At 39.1% G+C, this 18,041-nt stretch carries 15 protein-coding genes; 11 read left to right on the top strand and 4 right to left on the bottom strand.

What is annotated here, in order from left to right:
• Positions 1 to 5: 5 nt before the first annotated feature.
• From K333_RS0108385 to K333_RS0108370, 4 genes are read right to left on the bottom strand one after another with little or no spacing between them, the layout of a single operon-like run.
• Positions 6 to 1,142: an EpsG family protein gene (locus K333_RS0108385; RefSeq protein ID WP_024990414.1), complete on the bottom strand. Its 1,137-nt coding sequence runs from the start codon at positions 1,140 to 1,142 to the stop codon at positions 6 to 8.
• Positions 1,142 to 1,930, bottom strand: coding sequence for a glycosyltransferase family 2 protein (locus K333_RS0108380; protein WP_024990413.1), 789 nt, complete (start codon positions 1,928 to 1,930; stop codon positions 1,142 to 1,144). The genes K333_RS0108385 and K333_RS0108380 overlap by 1 nt, the downstream gene beginning before the upstream one ends.
• A gap of 13 nt (positions 1,931 to 1,943) precedes the next feature.
• Positions 1,944 to 3,107, bottom strand: a complete 1,164-nt coding sequence (locus K333_RS0108375) for a glycosyltransferase family 4 protein (RefSeq protein ID WP_027452562.1) — start codon at positions 3,105 to 3,107, stop codon at positions 1,944 to 1,946.
• Entirely contained in the window at positions 3,104 to 4,039 is a 936-nt protein-coding gene (locus K333_RS0108370; RefSeq protein WP_051230913.1) for a glycosyltransferase, read from the bottom strand. Before K333_RS0108370 ends, K333_RS0108375 begins: the two co-directional genes overlap by 4 nt.
• 1,456 nt (positions 4,040 to 5,495) lie before the next feature.
• Here K333_RS0108370 and K333_RS0108360 point away from each other — a divergent pair.
• From K333_RS0108360 to K333_RS0108310, 11 genes are all read left to right on the top strand, one after another.
• Entirely contained in the window at positions 5,496 to 7,121 is a 1,626-nt protein-coding gene (locus tag K333_RS0108360; protein ID WP_024990410.1) for a hypothetical protein, read from the top strand.
• A 442-nt stretch (positions 7,122 to 7,563) separates the two neighbouring features.
• Positions 7,564 to 7,983 carry a hypothetical protein gene (locus tag K333_RS0108355; protein ID WP_154653025.1) on the top strand — a complete coding sequence of 140 codons (420 nt, stop codon included), beginning with the start codon at positions 7,564 to 7,566 and terminating at the stop codon, positions 7,981 to 7,983.
• A gap of 128 nt (positions 7,984 to 8,111) precedes the next feature.
• Positions 8,112 to 8,750: a response regulator transcription factor gene (locus tag K333_RS0108350; RefSeq protein WP_024990408.1), complete on the top strand. Its 639-nt coding sequence runs from the start codon at positions 8,112 to 8,114 to the stop codon at positions 8,748 to 8,750.
• 44 nt (positions 8,751 to 8,794) lie between these two features.
• Entirely contained in the window at positions 8,795 to 9,307 is a 513-nt protein-coding gene (locus K333_RS0108345; protein ID WP_024990407.1) for a phosphatidylglycerophosphatase A family protein, read from the top strand.
• 18 nt (positions 9,308 to 9,325) lie between these two features.
• A complete protein-coding gene (locus tag K333_RS0108340; RefSeq protein WP_024990406.1) occupies positions 9,326 to 9,970 on the top strand; it encodes a CDP-alcohol phosphatidyltransferase family protein in 645 nt (214 codons plus the stop codon).
• An 86-nt stretch (positions 9,971 to 10,056) separates the two neighbouring features.
• A complete protein-coding gene (epsC, locus tag K333_RS0108335; RefSeq protein ID WP_024990405.1) occupies positions 10,057 to 10,998 on the top strand; it encodes a serine O-acetyltransferase EpsC in 942 nt (313 codons plus the stop codon).
• On the top strand, positions 10,982 to 12,451 hold the full coding sequence (locus K333_RS0108330) for a THUMP domain-containing class I SAM-dependent RNA methyltransferase (RefSeq protein ID WP_024990404.1): 1,470 nt from the start codon (positions 10,982 to 10,984) through the stop codon (positions 12,449 to 12,451). The genes epsC and K333_RS0108330 overlap by 17 nt, the downstream gene beginning before the upstream one ends.
• Positions 12,444 to 14,570, top strand: coding sequence for a S9 family peptidase (locus K333_RS0108325; RefSeq protein ID WP_024990403.1), 2,127 nt, complete (start codon positions 12,444 to 12,446; stop codon positions 14,568 to 14,570). Before K333_RS0108330 ends, K333_RS0108325 begins: the two co-directional genes overlap by 8 nt.
• Before the next feature lie 18 nt (positions 14,571 to 14,588).
• The gene (purD, locus tag K333_RS0108320) at positions 14,589 to 15,857 is read left to right on the top strand and encodes a phosphoribosylamine--glycine ligase (RefSeq protein WP_024990402.1); all 1,269 of its coding nucleotides are present in this window, start codon (positions 14,589 to 14,591) and stop codon (positions 15,855 to 15,857) included.
• Positions 15,858 to 15,860: 3 nt separating this feature from the next.
• A complete protein-coding gene (locus K333_RS0108315; RefSeq protein ID WP_024990401.1) occupies positions 15,861 to 16,814 on the top strand; it encodes a hypothetical protein in 954 nt (317 codons plus the stop codon).
• On the top strand, positions 16,790 to 18,040 hold the full coding sequence (locus K333_RS0108310) for a metal ABC transporter solute-binding protein, Zn/Mn family (protein ID WP_024990400.1): 1,251 nt from the start codon (positions 16,790 to 16,792) through the stop codon (positions 18,038 to 18,040). Before K333_RS0108315 ends, K333_RS0108310 begins: the two co-directional genes overlap by 25 nt.
• The last annotated feature ends 1 nt before the right edge of the window (position 18,041 follow it).

Raw genomic sequence — 18,041 nt, 5'->3', positions numbered from 1 at the left:
ATCCGTTATCTAAAATAATAATAATTAGTTTCGTAAGCCCCTTTGTACATCATAAAATATATCCAATAGAAGAATGAAGGAAGCAATATCATAATATATGATATTAATTTATTCACTCTTCTCAAATTACTACTATATACTAAAGACGCTAAAACGATAAGAAACAAATCAAAATAAAATGCTATTCTCATTGCTTCATAGAACACAGCATTAAAAAGAACAAAATACCTGCCTACCAATACCAAAATAACAATATCCTTATGTTCCTGAAGAACAGAAGTTCCTTTCAACAATCTATAAAAGAACGCTATTAGCACAAACTTAGATAAGAAGTCTGTTACCGGAATATCCGAAAAACTTCCAGATCCGATATATTCACTTAAATAATAACCATATCTAGGATTTAGAAAACTTGATACTAAAACCAGATAGGGTAATAAAAATTTGATACCCACAAAGAATAACATCAAAGACCCAAACAAGATGGAGAGATTTCGATACATTCTCTGTGAATTTACAATTCTGTATATCGCATAAAAGATAACACCCAATAAGGCTGCCGAACTATGAAAAGCAATAGCAAAAATATATAACAACAAAGCCTTCTTCTTATGCTTAGGAAATAATACATATGCCAACATCAGTGCCGACATAGCAATACTTACACGCATTACGCAAAGGGATAAATTATAAAATAAAAAAAAGAATGTCATAATTCCAACAAAAGCAGCACCCTGACGTCTGAACATATTCAGTACAATCAAGACTGGGAATATAGCAAGAAATTCTATTATAAAGAACAGAAGTCCGATGGATTTCAATTGACAGCATATATATATCAAATAAGCAAATCCTATCTCCGTCGGTACTGTCATATTATTCCAAAAGAAGAAAAATCCCTTGGACAAAGTATAAGATGAAGTCACAAAATTCGGAGTAATATAACCATAAATATCAATTCCAACCTTTAATCCCCTAAAAGAAGCCAACAAACAAGGGATTAAAATACTAAAAACTCCAAATATGACTCCCAATATTTTTTTATAGCGCACATTAGTATAATATAATTTCTGCGCTAAAACAAAACACAAAGAAGAAATAAAAAAAGTGCTAAGATAAATAAAAATTGAAAACGCATCCATCAGTCAACGAGTTTATGATATGGCTTTTCTGAGTATATCTTTCTCATCAGATTATTATAGTATCGGGGAGAAACTTTGCTTATTATCGACTTCACGAATCCATTAATTGTAACTCTATAATAATCTAATAGGTAAGATTTCTTATTGATAAGTTTTCTTTCTATGGCCATCTCTTTCCAATTGGTTGCAGAAACGCCACAACTACTTTCATACCATGATATATCTATATCGAAATACTGAAAATGTCCACCATGAAGATAGATACTCTTGAATTGATTATAGTCCGCCAGAATTTTATACTTAATATTGAAAGGATACATTGTACCCATCTTTTTAGAGATAAAGCATGACTGATGGCAGAAAGGCATATGCTCTTCCAAAGCCGAAAGTGGCTCCGGTTTCAACTGGAACTTTCCGAATGGCTTTAGAAAGATTGCATTGCCATAAATGACATCGTTATTACCTAAATCCTGAGAGAATAATTTTTCCAAGACCATATCATCAGCAAACGTATCACCTGCATTCATAAAGTTGATAAAGTCGCCTTTTGCCAAACGAAGTCCTTTATTCATTGCATCATAAATTCCCTTATCTTTCTCGGATATGATAACATCTATTTTCCCTTGATATTTATTTATTACTTCTAATGTTCCATCAGAGCTTTTACCATCTATGATGATATATTCTATATTCGAATAAGTCTGATTAATTACAGATAAAATTGTTTTTTCAATACAATCTACTGCATTATAACAAACTGTAACGACTGTGACTTTATATTTACTCATCAATTTATATTATTTATTTTCTCATAAGAATATTAAAAATCTCATTGTACTTAGAAGCAATATTCTTCCAATCATATATCGAAGATAACCCATAATTATCACGAAAGTGACTTGTAAAACTTTTTTTATGAGATATAATATCTAATATTTTATCAGCCATATCTTCTGCATTTTTGCAAATCCATCCATTATAGCCGTCTACAATAACCTCACGGAAAGCACCAACATCAGTTGCAACAACGGGCTTTCCAAAACAGAAACTAGTCTGAGGGATTCCACTTTGCGAAGCTCTCTTATATGGACATATCACCTGCTCACTATGTGATATCAATGTAGCAATGTCATCATTGTCAAGCCATTTATTAATAACAACAAAATCAGGATTTCTCTTCATCATATCCACATATTTGTTATGGCCAGAACCTGCGACAACTATTTTGAAATGTAATTGATTTCTTGATTTCATCAATTTATAGACCTCCCAAAGGATATCATACCCCTTATAATCCACCAAATATCCATAGTTCAAAATATAAGGGTACTTTCCTATCAGATTTACTATCTCTGCTTTATTTCTATTGAACTCCAAGAAGCCTTTAAAGACACCAAAAGGCACTTCATAAAAATTCTCTTTAAATGCAGGAAATTCATGAGATAAAACATGGTATACATATTTTGAATGCAACAATATAGGGACATTAGCATTTATCATCTTCTGAATATGATCACTTACCATCTGCGTTCCAGGCATATAAATCTCATGCAATGTATGAAAATTAGGAATTCCCTGTTTTTGCAAGACTATACTTAATTGAGCAAAGAACTCTCCTTGTCCGATAACAATTACAAAATCATACTTTCGCGCTTTATGTACAAGAAATCTACGTGTTATACTTGATACGATTCGCTTGGGGAACTTTGAACTTAGTATAGATCTTAAGAAATAGATATGAGCTTTTTCCTTGTCCAATTCTCCGATACCAATAGACGTATCCTTCGTTACCGGACTTAAGACAAAAGGTCTTATATTCGATTTAATAGAAAGAGCTTCTAAATTCCGAATATCAGTAGAACAATAGGTGGTAAAACATACATCTACTTTATGATATTCCATCAAGCTCTCTACAAGAGAAATCGTACTGCCATGAAAGGCTTCTGCTACTATTAATATTTTCATCGTATAGAATGGTAAAATGCCTTAAACAACACGGTCAAACTTATATGGTATTGCTTTCGCACGAAGAGCCAAGAGAATACCCGGAAATGATTATGGCGCAACTCTGCAGCTAAGTCAACAGCTATGAACTTATCATGGAACTTATAAAGATTATCAGATAGAAGTTTATGATATACAACATCAACAGCTCCTTCTGGCTTTCTTTTCAAAATCTCTTTATACAATTCTAAAGACTTTATTCTACAAGCTAACTTTTGTTTTGTATTCGACACATTATTTGTAATTGTCAAACTATTCCTTCTATATTGAAATCCTGGAGTCTGCGTATTCACGACACCTTTTTCTAGGGCTGCATAAATAGCAGAAAAATCATCAGAGCACCAAGCGAAATCAAAGTAGGTGTACCCTCCTCTACTTTTTAAAGAGGATGCTTTGAAAAGCCAATCTCCTATAAACTGTTCTCTCCCATTCCATCTCCACCAAATCATTGACAAAGCAGATTCCCAGATTGGTCTAGGTTGTTGTAAATACATCACCTCTGATTTCTCATTAATTATCTCTGTCATAGAATGAAACAATTCTACATCCGGATATTTCTGAATGAGTTGATAGTAATCCATCAAACAATTTGGGAGCAGTTTATCATCATCTCCCATACAAATCACGTAATCACCTTCTGCCAACTCCAAACATTTGTTCCAGTTTTCTACGACATGGAGTGCCCCACATCCTTTTTCGTTTTTATAATATCGAATCCTTGAATCATGATATGAACCAATAATACTATCCAAATCATAAGGAGAAGCATCGTTTACTATAACTAGCTCAAAATTACTATAACTTTGAACCAATATACTATCAATACACTCTTTCAAGAAGTTCGGTTTGTATGCGGGAATTGTTATACTAAATTTTATATTAAACTCTAACATCACCAATTGTTTTTATAGAAGAAGGGCTCATGTAATATCTATTGTGGTACTAATATTACATATATAAACGTCGTGACAACACATAATATAAAAAATGAAATGTCGTTTTCTTATAACTCTTTGCCATATTTTAGATTTTGTACAGTATGTGATACCTTATCCTCCTTTGAAGAATAGTTCTTCAAAGTTATCGGATAGATTTCAGCGCAATACCACATTTAAGCAACAGGTTATTCTTAGTTTCTTTGTTTTAGTTAACGAAGACCTGAGCTCGCAGATTGTTTACTTTATCCATGAGCGCTTCAGCGCATTTCTCATGTTATTTCTAACACAATTGCAAAGTTACGGCTTTTTATCCACAAAAAGAAATAATTAAAAGCAAAATTAAGGCTCAAATTACATTTTACTTTATTGTAAATACAATAAGCAAAAAAATGCAATAAATAAACAGAGCCCCCCCTCTACTTTCCATATCAAGACTCCGGAATGTTTGATTTGCAAGGCGAGTGTACAGAAAGTGCAATTTTATCTCTCGCGTATCTTAGTTCTCACGAGATTCTTTTACACAATTTAAGATTTAACCTTGAATCTGTTAAAAGAAAAGTAAACACCTTTTTATTCCATCTAGCGAATTCTAGATTCAATATAAGCCCCAAAAACAGGGAAATCGAGCCAAAAACTACAGACTTCTCGAACGAAGTTAACTTCATCGGCTTACGAAGTTAACTTCGTAAGCCAATACGAATAGGAATATAGACAAACGTAGTTAACTGAAAAAGCCTACTTTCCTAGTATTTTTTAATAGCGAAATCAAATCACAAAAACATAACATATTATTAATCAGCGAGTTACATTTTACTCATATTTCTTAAATTCACAATCAGCCCCCTCTTTCATTATGAATTTTCGAATTATGAGTACTTTTTAAAGAGTGAAAATTAAGGAATTTAAGGTTCGTTAAACGACACACACATGGGAAACTGCCAAATAAGTTCACCCGTTAACGGTGTGAACTTACGTAATCTACAGCATGAGCTGTTTCTTCAGAATGTTTTTCTTCAAAGGTTTCGGCACATTCACCTCTATGCCAGGCCCATAAGCCTCCAATCATGGTAATGATTAAAAAATATACAATCCACATAAAAAAAACAATATAGGTTAAGATATTATTACGAACACTGCGCAAAAATAACAATTATATTTTTAAAATCCCCTATTTCTCTATGTAAATATTACTTTTTAAGCCAAAAAATAAACTTTTTAATACCTTTCACACCATATACGTTATATAAAGAAGAATAAGCACAGAAATGCAATTTGCGCTTGCAGACTAAATCCGCAAGCGAATAAACAAAACATTTGCGCAACAAAAGCAGCTAATTTTTGCTAATTTTTATTCTGAAAGGTGGATATTTTAATTTTTATCTGTATTTTTGTGTATGAAAAATTATCTATAATGAAGACTTCTCTAAGATTCGCAATATTATTAGTATCATCTTTTGTTGTTTCAGGCTGTTATCACGAGAAATATCAAAATGCATTGGAAAGAGTCGATACGCTTCTTTCTAAGGATATGATCGACTCAGCATATCATGAATTCAACCGCATTGAATATAATAAGATCAATGATGAGGATGTTCAGGCTTATTACTACCTGATCAATACTAGATTGGACTATATGAGATATGTTCCAATCTCCAGTCTGAAGAATCTTGAAAAAAGTATAAGCTATTATAGAGAGAACAGTAACGACAAGAAACTTGCCGAAGCCTATTTCTATAAGGGAGCTATTCTTATAGATCAGAACAAATACAAAGGGGCTGCTTTGGCTTTAAAAAAGGCAGAATATTACAACACCAACGACAACAATATAGAATTGCAATATAAGATTTCAGAAAAATTTTCCTTTTTAAACGAGCAAATATGCGATTATAAAACGGCACTTTCTTACTCTCACAAAAATTTGAATCTTGGTCTAACAACAAAGAATACAAACTGGATTGTCTATGCCATGGGCAACCTTGCCGTAGAATATTATGGATTAAAAAAAATAGATAGTTGCCAATTTTATCTCACGAGTTGTATCCCATATCTTAACAAAGTACCAAAGAAAGACCGTGCATTTTTTTATTTAAACATTGGATATATCTATTCTAAATACGATAAAGCTTCAGCTAAACAGTATTTGGCTAAAGCTTTGGAAATAGCCCCTCTTCCAAATACATATAATGCATTAGCGACACTACAATACGAAGAAGGAAACAAAACCGAAGCAATAAAACTTTGGGAGAAAGCTCTACAAGCTGCAACAAATGTGCAAAAAAAACGATACATGGGAGTTCTTGCCGACATATATGCAAGCGAAGGAGATTATAAGAAAGCCTACCTATGGTCTATAAAAAGAGCAGACTTGGTAGACGAAGCATACAGTAATAAGCAAAGAGAAGATATCAAGCAACTACAAAACAAGTTTGATTTTGAGATGCAATCTATCCAATACAGAGAACATATCAAACTGTATTGGACGATCTTTATCCTTGCCGTTATTTTGTCCCTACTGATCATCGTTTCCTTCTATTATAAATATAATAAGGTGAAACTCAAGAATATTGAATCCAATTTATTGATCAATATCAGTAAACGACAGATTGAAAAACTTCAGAAATCAGACGAGTCTAACCTGAAAGAGGTGACTATGTTGAAGGAGGAAGTTTCACAGATGAACTCCAAACGACAAGAAAGTTTGTATCACGGACACATGTTATTCGAAGAAATCCAGAATGGCGGAAACATCGCCAAGTGGACAAAACGAGATTTTATCCACTTTATTGAATACTATAAACTCCATGATTTACCTTTCATCAATCATCTAACCAAAGATTACGAAGATCTTTCACCCCGTTATATGTTCTTTTCGATACTGGAGCACATGAAGAAAAACGAGGAGGAAATTGAAAATATTATGTGCATTAGTAGAAGTAGTTTACGTTCTATTCGCACAAGAGTCAAGCAAAGAGCGCTGCTTTTCGAGGACAAAAAAGGCGCTGCAAAAAACGCAATCGACTGTAAAACAAAAGATTAGAACCCATACATTAAGCAATAGGGCCAAGAAAAAACTGACAAAAAAGTTTGGAACTTTCGCAACCATCCCTTACCTTTGCAAACGTAGACTAGAAAGTTATACATATACATGCGAAACTGTTTTAGTCCCCACATGCGAAACATGCGAAATGTAAAAGTTACAAAAAGTCAGTTAGTTAAGTGGTTAAAACTTTCTGATTAGTCGTCATTATAAAATATATACTTGAGTTACATCTAAGAGAATAAAGAAATTAAAGTTCAAAAGAAATTCCGTTTGTGAAAATAGAATTTCTTTATTTTTTATTATAGACATTTACCACAAAACCATCTGTAATGAACATAATAAAATAATGAACCAGATTTTTGGTGTATTCATCTTTTTATTATACTTTTGCATCAAATTAAACAAAATATCAAACAATATCATAAAAATAAAAATCATCATGAAATTAAGCAATCTCTTTAAAATTGGTTGCCTCGCAGCAGCTTTAGTTGTCAACCCTATAAATAGTGATGCCATCACAAGACACCATGTTTTCACCATCAGTATGGAACCTTGTGGAATTAATAAAGACGACGATTTCAATCCTTTGTCATCTCCAAATCCACACAGATCAGTAGCACAGGGCACAGTAACATTCAATTATGATGAGACATTCGACCTTTCATGGTTGAAGTTTGCCACTTCAATGAAGGATGTAGAAATCAAGACTATCGAGGATGGCGTATTAGTAGATGACCAGAAACTTGCGGACGTCCTCCCAGGTGAGAAGATTAACGTACCTGTTTACGCTGACTCTGATTACAAAATCGAAGTTTACGTTGGCGGTGAGTTGGCATATACTGCTGATTTAAGTTTGTAATCATAACCCCATCTCATAAAAACGAGCGCATCAGCGCCCGTTTTTTTTTGCGAAAAGCTATCATATTCCAACGAAATTCATTATCTTTGCAGCAATATAATATAGAAAGAGGGAGATTTACTTACAATATGAATATATATATTGCCGACAAACAAGATATAACGCGCGCTGGACTTACCTATATCATCGAGAGTTCTACACAAACATCCTATAAATATATAGAGGATAAGACAGAACTCATCGAAGCCCTGAAACAGGATGACGATGCTGTCATCATCCTCGACTACACACTCTTCGATATCAACGACGCAGAGGAACTGATCATCTTAAGTGACCGTTTCTTGCGCACACATTGGCTTCTATTCTCGGAAGATCTCAGTTTGGACTTCATCAAGAAACTGATAGGCAGTCGCAATACGTTCAGTATTGTACTAAAAGATTCGCCATTAGCAGAGATCAGGGAATCCATCACCTTTGCTATGCAGAAACATCGATATATCTGTCAACGTACCACGGAAATGCTCTTTGCTCCGGAGCCTCAACATGAGGAAAAGGTAAAGCTTACCAAGACGGAAACGGAGGTATTGATCGATATCGCCCTCGGTATGACAACAAAGGAGATTGCCGAAAAACGTTTTTCCAGTTTCCATACCATCAACACGCACCGAAAGAATATCTTCAGAAAACTGGGGGTAAACAATGTACACGAGGCAACGAAATATGCGTTACGGGCGGGGTTGGTAGATTCTGCCGAATATTATATATAAAGTTTGGGGATATTCTGATATTTTCTATTATTTTTGCACATCGTATGAATGACCATAATAATATATCCAACGAGAAAGCCCCTCTCCTACCCGTCATCATCGGGACCGGATTGGGTTCGGGATTCTTCCCTTGGGGACCCGGTACAGCGGGCTCTATCGTGGCGACCTTGATATGGATGATACTCACCCTATTCTTTCCCGAAAGCGATACTGTGAGCAGCATCACTTGGTTTCTGATTATTTTCTGTTCATGGATCGGAATGTGGGCTGTAGACAGGTTACGACCTTTCTGGGGTGAAGACCCTGCACGCATCGTCATCGATGAATGGGTGGGCGTATGGATTCCCCTGTCCATCATCCGTCCTGATGACTATCTATGGGCTATCGTGGCACTCGTATTATTCAGATTCTTCGACATCGTAAAACCCCTCGGAATAAAAGCGCTCGACAAAAAAGAAGGAGCTGTATGGGTGATCGCCGATGATATCTTGGCAGGATTATATTCTGCCTTCTCCTTGATCATCATCAAAGTCATCATCGCCGTATGGATAAAATAAAATCAGCTACAAAGAGACATGAAGTATAGAGACTTTTTGCAAAAAATCATCTATCAGATGATCAATCCACTGATAAAAGGTATGATTCGTATCGGTATCACACCCAACATCATCACAACCACCGGACTTATCGGCAACATGATCGCTGCGGGATTCTTCATTTATGCTGCCCTGCATAACTGTGATATGCCATCTGTCTTCTGGGGCGGCATCATCATCCTGCTAGCAGGACTCTTCGACATGATGGACGGTCGACTTGCCAGAATGAGGCACATGACGAGTAGTTTTGGCGCACTCTTGGATTCTACACTCGACAGATATAGTGAAATGGTCACGCTGATGGGAATCGTCCTCATCTTTACAGAACATCCGGATGACTGTTGGTTCCCTATGGGAATCGTAACCTTCACCGCCCTATTGGGAAGTGTGATGGTGAGCTACGTAAGGGCAAGAGCCGAAGGACTACAGATAGAATGCAAAGTAGGACTGATGCAACGACCGGAACGCGTTGTAGTAACGGCAATCACCGCTATCCTAACGGGAGCAACGGAAAACCTATGGTGGCTCGCCGGAGGTATGATAATAATAGCCATACTCGCCAACCTTACGGCCTTCTGGCGGATGGCACACTGCTACAAGGTACTGAAGAATAAAAACAAATAAAGAATTCATAAGAAAAGCACACGGATATAGCGGATAATATCAAAAAAAATATTATCTTTGCAACAGAATTATTGATACACAGATAAATGAGTAAAATTAATTTAGCTCATAGACTGAACGAAACAGTAAAAGAGCTTTCCTCCGAGAAATCTCTACAAGGACTGTTTCACCAGTACAGAGACGGCAATCCAATGCCTTCAGGCAAGACGCTTGAAGAAATTATCGATTTGTCTCGTTCAATTCTTTTTCCCGGTTATTTCGGAAGAAATTCATTCACGACCCAAACTCTCGAGTTTCATCTCGGTGTAAGAGCAGAGCGCCTACAAAGAATGCTTGCTGAGCAGGTGCTTGCAGGATTGTGCTTTGCGGATACCGCTGAAGAACAAACTGCAGAAGAGTTGGAATGTGAACGTTGTAAGGCTGAAGAAATATCCATGAAGGTGATAGAGACTTTCCCTGAGATTAGAAGGGTACTCGGCACCGACATCTGTGCAGCATACAATGGTGACCCGGCAGCAAGCAGTAAGGCGGAAATCGTAAGTTGCTATCCTGTCATCAAGGCTTTGAGCAGCTATCGTATCGCTCACGAGTTGTATAAACTCAACGTACCACTCATCCCGCGACTCATCACAGAAATCGCACACTCTGAAACCGGTATCGACATTCATCCTGGTGCGCAAATCGGTGAATATTTCACCATCGACCACGGAACAGGTGTCGTCATCGGAGCTACGTGTATCATCGGAAATAATGTCAAGCTCTACCAAGGTGTAACCTTGGGAGCAAAGAGTTTTCCATTAGATGATAAAGGAAACCCTATCAAGGGCATTGCACGTCATCCTATCATTGAGGACAACGTGATTATCTATTCCAATGCGACCATCTTGGGAAGGATTAAAATCGGAGAAGGATGTATCGTCGGAGCAAACGTCTGGGTGACCAAGGATATGAAGCCTAAGACGAAAAAGTATAAAAGAGAAAAAATAGATAAATTAGATTTAGAATTCAACAATGGAACAGGAATTTGAACTCATTGCCAAGACCTTTATGGGATTAGAACCCGTTTTGGCTCAGGAGCTCACCCAACTGGGTGCTAACAATGTACAAATTGGCCGTAGAATGGTTTCTTTCACGGGTAACAAAGAGATGATGTATCGTGCCAATTTTCAGTTGCACACTGCAATCCGTATCTTGAAGCCTATCGCTCATTTCAAAGCGAAGTCTGCTGAAGATATGTACAATGAGGTAAAGAAAATAGATTGGAGTAAATATATTGAAAAGGGAAAGACTTTCTCTGTAGACTCTGTAGTCTATTCTGAAGAATTCCGCAACTCGCGCTTCGTAACCTATAAGGTTAAAGACGCTATCGTCGATCAGTTCCGCGAGAATACGGGTACTCGCCCTAACATCTCTGTTTCCAACCCAGATATTCGACTGAACATCCATGTGGCTGAGGATGATGCGACCCTGAGTCTCGACTCAAGTGGTGAGAGTCTTCACCGTCGTGGCTATCGACAGGAAAGTGTGGAAGCACCGCTCAACGAGGTCCTTGCAGCCGGTATGATTCTGATGACGGGTTGGAAGGGTGACACCGACTTCATCGATCCTATGTGTGGTTCAGGTACACTCCTAATAGAAGCTGCCCTCATCGCACGCAACATGAGTCCTGGTATCTTCCGCAAGGAATTTGCCTTTGAGAAGTGGCCTGACTTTGATCAGGAGCTCTTCGACAAGATCTACAATGATGACTCTGAGGAACGTGAGTTCACACACCACATCTATGGTTATGATATTGACATGAAGGCTGTGAACACCGCAAGTCTTAACGTTCGTGCCGCTGGCTTCAGCAAAGACATCACAGTATCACAAGCCGACTTCAAGGATTTCAAGAAGCCTGAGGAGAAGAGTATCATGATCACGAATCCTCCATATGGTGAGCGTATCTCTACACCAAACCTGTTGGGTACATACAAGATGATCGGTGAAAGACTGAAACATGCCTTCATGGGCAACGAGGCTTGGATATTGAGCTACCGTGAGGAATGCTTCGAGCAAATCGGTCTGAAACCTTCTATCAAGATTCCTGTATATAACGGTAGTCTGGAATGTGAGTTCCGAAAATATTCTATCTTTGATGGTAAGATGAAGGAATTCCGTGCAGAGGGCGGTATCGTGAAAACTGATGCTGAAAAGCGCGAGATGGCACAGAAGCATCGTTTCAAGAAGAACCGTGAGTTCAAGAAACGTCTTGAGGCAGAGGAAGAAAACGAGGATGGAGACATTCGTAGCTTCACCTTCCACAAACCTAATTTCGGCAAGAACGATGACTTCTTCGGCGGGAAACGTGGCAGAAGAAACCGAAACGATGGTGACAAGAAAGAGGAAAAGAGTTATAACAAAAAAGGCGGAAAGCGCTTCGACAAAGGGAACAAGCGCGGTGGCTTTGATAAGAGACGTAATAGATTCAATGAAGATGAATAAACTATTTTCTCTGATTCTACTGATGATTCCTATGATGGCTTCTGCGCAGGGACTGAAAGAACTAACTCTTGAAGACTTAAACTTCGGTGGTAAGAACTATCATAATATGATAGCTAAGAACCGCTGGACTACTTGGTGGGGTGATGAACTTGTACGCCAGGATGCGGAAAATTGCTATCTGGTAAACAAATCTACCGGCAAGGAGTCTCTTCTTTTTGATATTGACAAACTTAATGCTATAAAGGGGGTGAAGAAGATTCATTCCCTTTATAATACTGCTTTTCCGTTTGCAGGAAAATGCATCGTAAAGATTGGTAACCAACTCATCAACTGGAAGAAGGGTACTGTTGTGGAGGATACTACTCCATCGGCCTTCGTACGTGATGACCAGTTGTTTGTAAAAGACAGCAAGGGTGTGGAGCACCAACTCACAACAGACGGTAGCAGAAATATCGTATATGGTCAGAGTGTACACCGCGATGAATTCGGTATCTCCGGTGGTATCTTCTGGAACCCTGACCATTCACTCCTTGCATTCTACCGCATGGACCAAAGTATGGTGAGCGACTATCCTCTGGTGACGATTCCAGAACTTGACTGGAAGCCTAAGGCCGGACAGAGCCGCATCGCTACTCCGGAACCTATAAAATATCCTATGGCCGGCGAGACTTCTCATCAGGTAACAGTGGGTGTATATAACATCAAGAGTGGAAAAATCATCTATCTGAAGGCCGGTGACCCAATAGACCGATACTTCACGAATATTGCATGGAGTCCTGACGGGAAGACAATTTATATGTTTGAGTTGAACCGTGACCAGAACGACTGTCGATTGGTAAGTTACAATGCCGAAAATGGTAATAAGATCACAGAACTGTATCGCGAAACCGATGCCAAATATGTAGAACCGCTACACCCTATCCAGTTCTTGCCATGGGATCATTCCAAATTTATTATGCAGAGCCAGAAAGACGGATTCAACCATCTGTACTTGTTTGACAAAAACGGAAAACAGTTGAAGCAGATCACATCAGGCAAATGGGTCATCATGGAAGTCATCGGTTTCGACAAGAAGAACCACAACATCGTATATACATCCAACGAATGTAGTCCTATCCAACAAAATATATGGACCGTAAACGTGGATAACAGCAAGCGCACACGCCTTGACAACGGAAAAGGATGGCATTCAGCGACACTAAGCGCCAGTGGTATGTATGTATTTGATAACTATCAGACACCAACAATTCCTCGAAACATTGAGATCATCAATACCGAGAATGCCAAACGCACAACATATTTCAAGGCTGAGAATCCTTGGAAGGGATATACCGTTCCTACCTACGAGTGTGGTACGATCAAAGCGGCAGACGGTGTCACCGACCTATACTATCGCATGGTGAAACCTGTGAATTTCGATGCCAAAAAGAAATACCCTACTATTATATATGTATATGGTGGTCCTCATGCACATAATGTAGATGCACGTTGGCACTACTGTTCACGTAGTTGGGAAACCTATATGGCAGAGAAAGGCTATCTGCTCTTTATCCTTGACAACAGAGGTAGCGAGAACAGAGGCAAGGACTTTGAACAAGCCACCTTCCGTCACCTCGGAGAAGAAGAGATGAAAGACCAGATGGAAGGTGTGAAATTCCTGAAGAGTCTTCCATACGTAGATGCAGACAGACTCGGTGTACATGGATGGAGTTTCGGCGGATTCATGACAACAAATCTGATGACGACCTATCTTGATGTTTTCAAAGTCGGTGTTGCCGGTGGTCCTGTCATTGACTGGAAATGGTACGAAGTGATGTATGGTGAAAGATATATGGATACCCCACAGACAAATCCTGAGGGCTATGCCAAATGCAGTCTGCTCCCTAAAGCAAAGAACCTGAAAGGTAAACTCCAGATTATCATCGGTCTCAACGACCCGGTGGTAGTACCACAGCATGCATTCAGTTTCCTGAAAGCTTGCATCGAAGCTGGAACACAACCAGACTTCTTCGTATATCCGGGCGAACCTCATAATATGCGAGGTCACCAAAGTACTCACTTGCATGAGAGAATCAGTCAATATTTCTTTGATTATCTCCCAGCGAATACAAAAAACTAAAAACCAAATAAAAATAAGATGAAGATTCTATTGTTAGGAGGAGGCGGCCGTGAACACGCCTTAGCTTGGAAAATTGCACAGAGCAAGAAAGTAGAGAAACTCTTTATTGCTCCGGGTAATGCTGGTACCAGTAACGTTGGTGAGAATGTAGCCATCGGCGTGAACGAATTCGACAAGCTGAAGGATTTTACTGTCGATCAAAAGATTGATATGGTAGTAGTAGGACCGGAAGATCCTTTGGTAAATGGTGTTTATGACGCTTTTAAAACTGATCCTCGTACAAGTCATGTACCTGTCATTGGTCCTTCAAAACAAGGTGCTGTGCTCGAAGGTTCTAAGGATTTTGCCAAGGCCTTCATGAAGAGACACAACATTCCGACAGCTGCCTACGAAACTTTCGATGGTAATACCATAGAGGAAGGTTTGAAATTCCTTGAGACCCTAAAGGCACCGTATGTACTGAAAGCCGACGGACTCGCTGCCGGTAAGGGCGTACTTATCGTCCCTACTCTGGAAGAAGCCAAGAAAGAATTCAAGGAGATGCTTGGCGGTATGTTCGGAAACGCTTCGGCCAAGGTTGTCATCGAGGAGTTCCTCAGTGGCATCGAATGCTCTGTATTCGTCCTCACAGATGGAAAGAATTATAAGATTCTTCCAGAAGCCAAAGACTACAAACGTATCGGTGAACACGACACGGGTCTCAACACCGGTGGTATGGGTAGTGTCACACCTGTACCTTTTGCAACGAAAGAATGGATGCAAAAGGTTGACGAACGTATCATCAAACCTACCATAGAAGGACTCGCTGAGGAAAATATCGACTATAAGGGCTTCATCTTCTTTGGCCTCATCAACGTAGAAGGCGAACCTATGGTCATCGAGTATAACTGTAGAATGGGTGACCCTGAGACGGAGAGTGTCATGCTCAGACTAAAGAGTGATATCGTAGACCTCTTCGAAGGTGTAGCACAAGGTGATCTGGACAAGAGAGATATCGAGTTTGACAAGCGTTCTGCAGTCTGCGTCATGCTGGTAAGCGGTGGCTATCCTGAGGCTTACAAGAAAGGCTACCCTATCACAGGAATCGACGACGTAGAGGGCTCTGTGGTTTTCCACTCAGGTACCGCTGTCAAAGATGGAGAAATCGTTACCAATGGTGGTCGCGTAATTGCAGTAAGCAGTTACGGAGAAAATAAGGAGGATGCTCTTCAGAAGAGTTTCAAAGAAGCTCAGAAGATCAAATTCCAAGATAAATATTTCCGTTCTGATATCGGAAAGGATTTGTAATTCATGACAAGAAAGAGAATACAAAATAAGATTTCAGAGAGCCGCTTTGCCTTTCCTACAGCGGCTCTCTACAGTGTTTTCATCTGGCTCGCCTGTGGACTCCTCACACACGAGTGGTGGTTTTCGTTCCTGTTGATGATTGTCACTTCTTACTTCATGGTGGAAGTGAACAATCAGAATGCACTGATAAGAATATACAGCAGGATGGTTTCATGCTCTTTCCTAGCATTCTCCGTCATGGAAAACTTTCTGTTCGGAAACAACAGTGCCGCTGCTACGGGACTATGCTTCGCAGGATTCTTCCTGATGTTCTTTAAGACCTATCAGCACAAAGATGGTTCTACTCCGATATTCTACGCTTTTATCTATCTAGGAATACTCTCTTTCTTCTCTATACAGATACTCTACCTGCTGCCTATCATCTGGATACTCCTCACTACGAAGATCATGGCATGGAGTTGGCGCAACTTCTGGAGTTCTCTCTTAGGTATCTTTATGCCTTATTGGTTCCTGGAAGGATACTACATATATATAGGAAAATACAGATGGATTATCAACCATCTTATGGGATTAATTTCTGGTGAGCATCTCTTTGACTGGACCATCATCGATATTCCAAGAAGAATATCTTTTATCTGGCTCACCCTCCTGGCACTGATAGGTATCATCCATTTCCTGACAACAAGTTATAAAGACAGCATCAAGGTGCGCATGTTCTATGAGTCGTTCATAACCATGGACATCGCTGTTTTCCTACTCATATTGATTTTCCCAAATCACTATGATGAACTGATTACGATTTTCACGGTAAGCACTTCCCCTATCATCGCCCACTACATAGCCCTTACCCGTGGAAAAGTCAATAACATCGTCTTCATATTCATCATGATAATCACCCTACTGATTACCATTTTTAATATGACTTCAAACCTATGGACACACTTATTCCATTTTTAACAGACTGGGGCTATTGGGGAATGCTTGTCGCTGCCTTTCTTGCCGGAAGTTTCTTTCCTTTCAGCAGTGAGGCTGTTATGGCAGGACTCATTGCCGCCAACCTGAATCCATGGCAGTTGGTTGTGTATGGCTCCATCGGAAATGTAGCAGGATCCCTATTCAATTATTTCCTGGGACGCTTGGGAAAAATGGAATGGATAGAAAAATATCTGCACGTCAAGAAAAAAGATCTGGACAAGGCTCAGAAATTCATGAAAGGAAAAGGTGCCTGGGCCGGATTCTTTGCCTTTCTGCCCATTATCGGCTCTGCGATAACAATAGCTTTAGGACTGATGCGGGCTAACCTCACAATCAGTATCACAAGTATAACACTGGGCAAGGTATTAAGGTACATCATCTTGGTCGCCAGCATCTTATCAATATGTTCATGCAACATTGAGCAAAGTAATCGTCCAGTCATTGCCGTGACCATAGAACCAATGCGATATTTTACAGAACAAATCGTCGGCGACAGATATCAGGTGATGACGATGGTACCTTCGGGAATGAGCCCGGAAACCTACGAGCCAACACCAAGACAAATCGTTGAACTAAGTCATGCCGAATACTATATGAAGGTCGGAAAGATTGGTTTTGAACAGACTTGGATGCGAAAATTAAAACAAAACGCTCCCGGATTGGTCATCGTTGACACCTCTAAAGGTATCACCCCCATAAAAGATATAAACGGAATAGAAGACCCACATACTTGGATGAGTTGTTCATCGGCCAGAAAGATTGCTACTCAGATATATCTCACCATGGTCAGAAAGTCTCCCAAGGATAGTAGTTTCTACAAGAACAACTATCTGAGACTGATCAAGAAAATCAATCAGGTGGATACAGAGATCAGAGCGATGCTGAAAAAACAACCTTCTGGTCACATAGCTTTTCTCATCTATCACCCTACCCTTACCTATTTTTCAAGAGACTACAATTTTGAGCAGATACCACTCGAGGAGGAAGGCAAGGAACCAAGTGCCAGTCAAACGCAAGCTCTCATCGACAGAGCTAACAAGAGTGATATAAGAACCATCTTCGTACAGAAACAATTCAGTCCGCGCAAAACCATCACCATACAAGAGGCGACCAATACGGGGACGACCGAGATAAATCCATTGAACTATAATTGGTCTGACGAAATGCTGAAGATCGCAAAGAGTCTAACCATAAAGAACAGAAAATGAT

The organism is Segatella albensis DSM 11370 = JCM 12258 (assembly GCF_000426565.1).
Classification (GTDB): Bacteria; Bacteroidota; Bacteroidia; order Bacteroidales; family Bacteroidaceae; genus Prevotella; species Prevotella albensis.
The sequence above is the reverse complement of the archived record's forward strand: the minus strand, read 5'-3'. Positions and strand labels throughout refer to the sequence as shown.

What these genes read in the sequence shown, in the direction of transcription:
- K333_RS0108385 (WP_024990414.1), bottom strand. Translation starts at nt 1,142, where the DNA reads ATGGATGCGTTTTCAATTTTTATTTATCTTAGCACTTTTTTTATTTCT.
- K333_RS0108380 (WP_024990413.1), bottom strand. Translation starts at nt 1,930, where the DNA reads ATGAGTAAATATAAAGTCACAGTCGTTACAGTTTGTTATAATGCAGTA.
- K333_RS0108375 (WP_027452562.1), bottom strand. Translation starts at nt 3,107, where the DNA reads ATGAAAATATTAATAGTAGCAGAAGCCTTTCATGGCAGTACGATTTCT.
- K333_RS0108370 (WP_051230913.1), bottom strand. Translation starts at nt 4,039, where the DNA reads ATGTTAGAGTTTAATATAAAATTTAGTATAACAATTCCCGCATACAAA.
- K333_RS0108360 (WP_024990410.1), top strand. Translation starts at nt 5,496, where the DNA reads ATGAAGACTTCTCTAAGATTCGCAATATTATTAGTATCATCTTTTGTT.
- K333_RS0108355 (WP_154653025.1), top strand. Translation starts at nt 7,564, where the DNA reads ATGAAATTAAGCAATCTCTTTAAAATTGGTTGCCTCGCAGCAGCTTTA.
- K333_RS0108350 (WP_024990408.1), top strand. Translation starts at nt 8,112, where the DNA reads ATGAATATATATATTGCCGACAAACAAGATATAACGCGCGCTGGACTT.
- K333_RS0108345 (WP_024990407.1), top strand. Translation starts at nt 8,795, where the DNA reads ATGAATGACCATAATAATATATCCAACGAGAAAGCCCCTCTCCTACCC.
- K333_RS0108340 (WP_024990406.1), top strand. Translation starts at nt 9,326, where the DNA reads ATGAAGTATAGAGACTTTTTGCAAAAAATCATCTATCAGATGATCAAT.
- epsC (WP_024990405.1), top strand. Translation starts at nt 10,057, where the DNA reads ATGAGTAAAATTAATTTAGCTCATAGACTGAACGAAACAGTAAAAGAG.
- K333_RS0108330 (WP_024990404.1), top strand. Translation starts at nt 10,982, where the DNA reads ATGGAACAGGAATTTGAACTCATTGCCAAGACCTTTATGGGATTAGAA.
- K333_RS0108325 (WP_024990403.1), top strand. Translation starts at nt 12,444, where the DNA reads ATGAATAAACTATTTTCTCTGATTCTACTGATGATTCCTATGATGGCT.
- purD (WP_024990402.1), top strand. Translation starts at nt 14,589, where the DNA reads ATGAAGATTCTATTGTTAGGAGGAGGCGGCCGTGAACACGCCTTAGCT.
- K333_RS0108315 (WP_024990401.1), top strand. Translation starts at nt 15,861, where the DNA reads ATGACAAGAAAGAGAATACAAAATAAGATTTCAGAGAGCCGCTTTGCC.
- K333_RS0108310 (WP_024990400.1), top strand. Translation starts at nt 16,790, where the DNA reads ATGGACACACTTATTCCATTTTTAACAGACTGGGGCTATTGGGGAATG.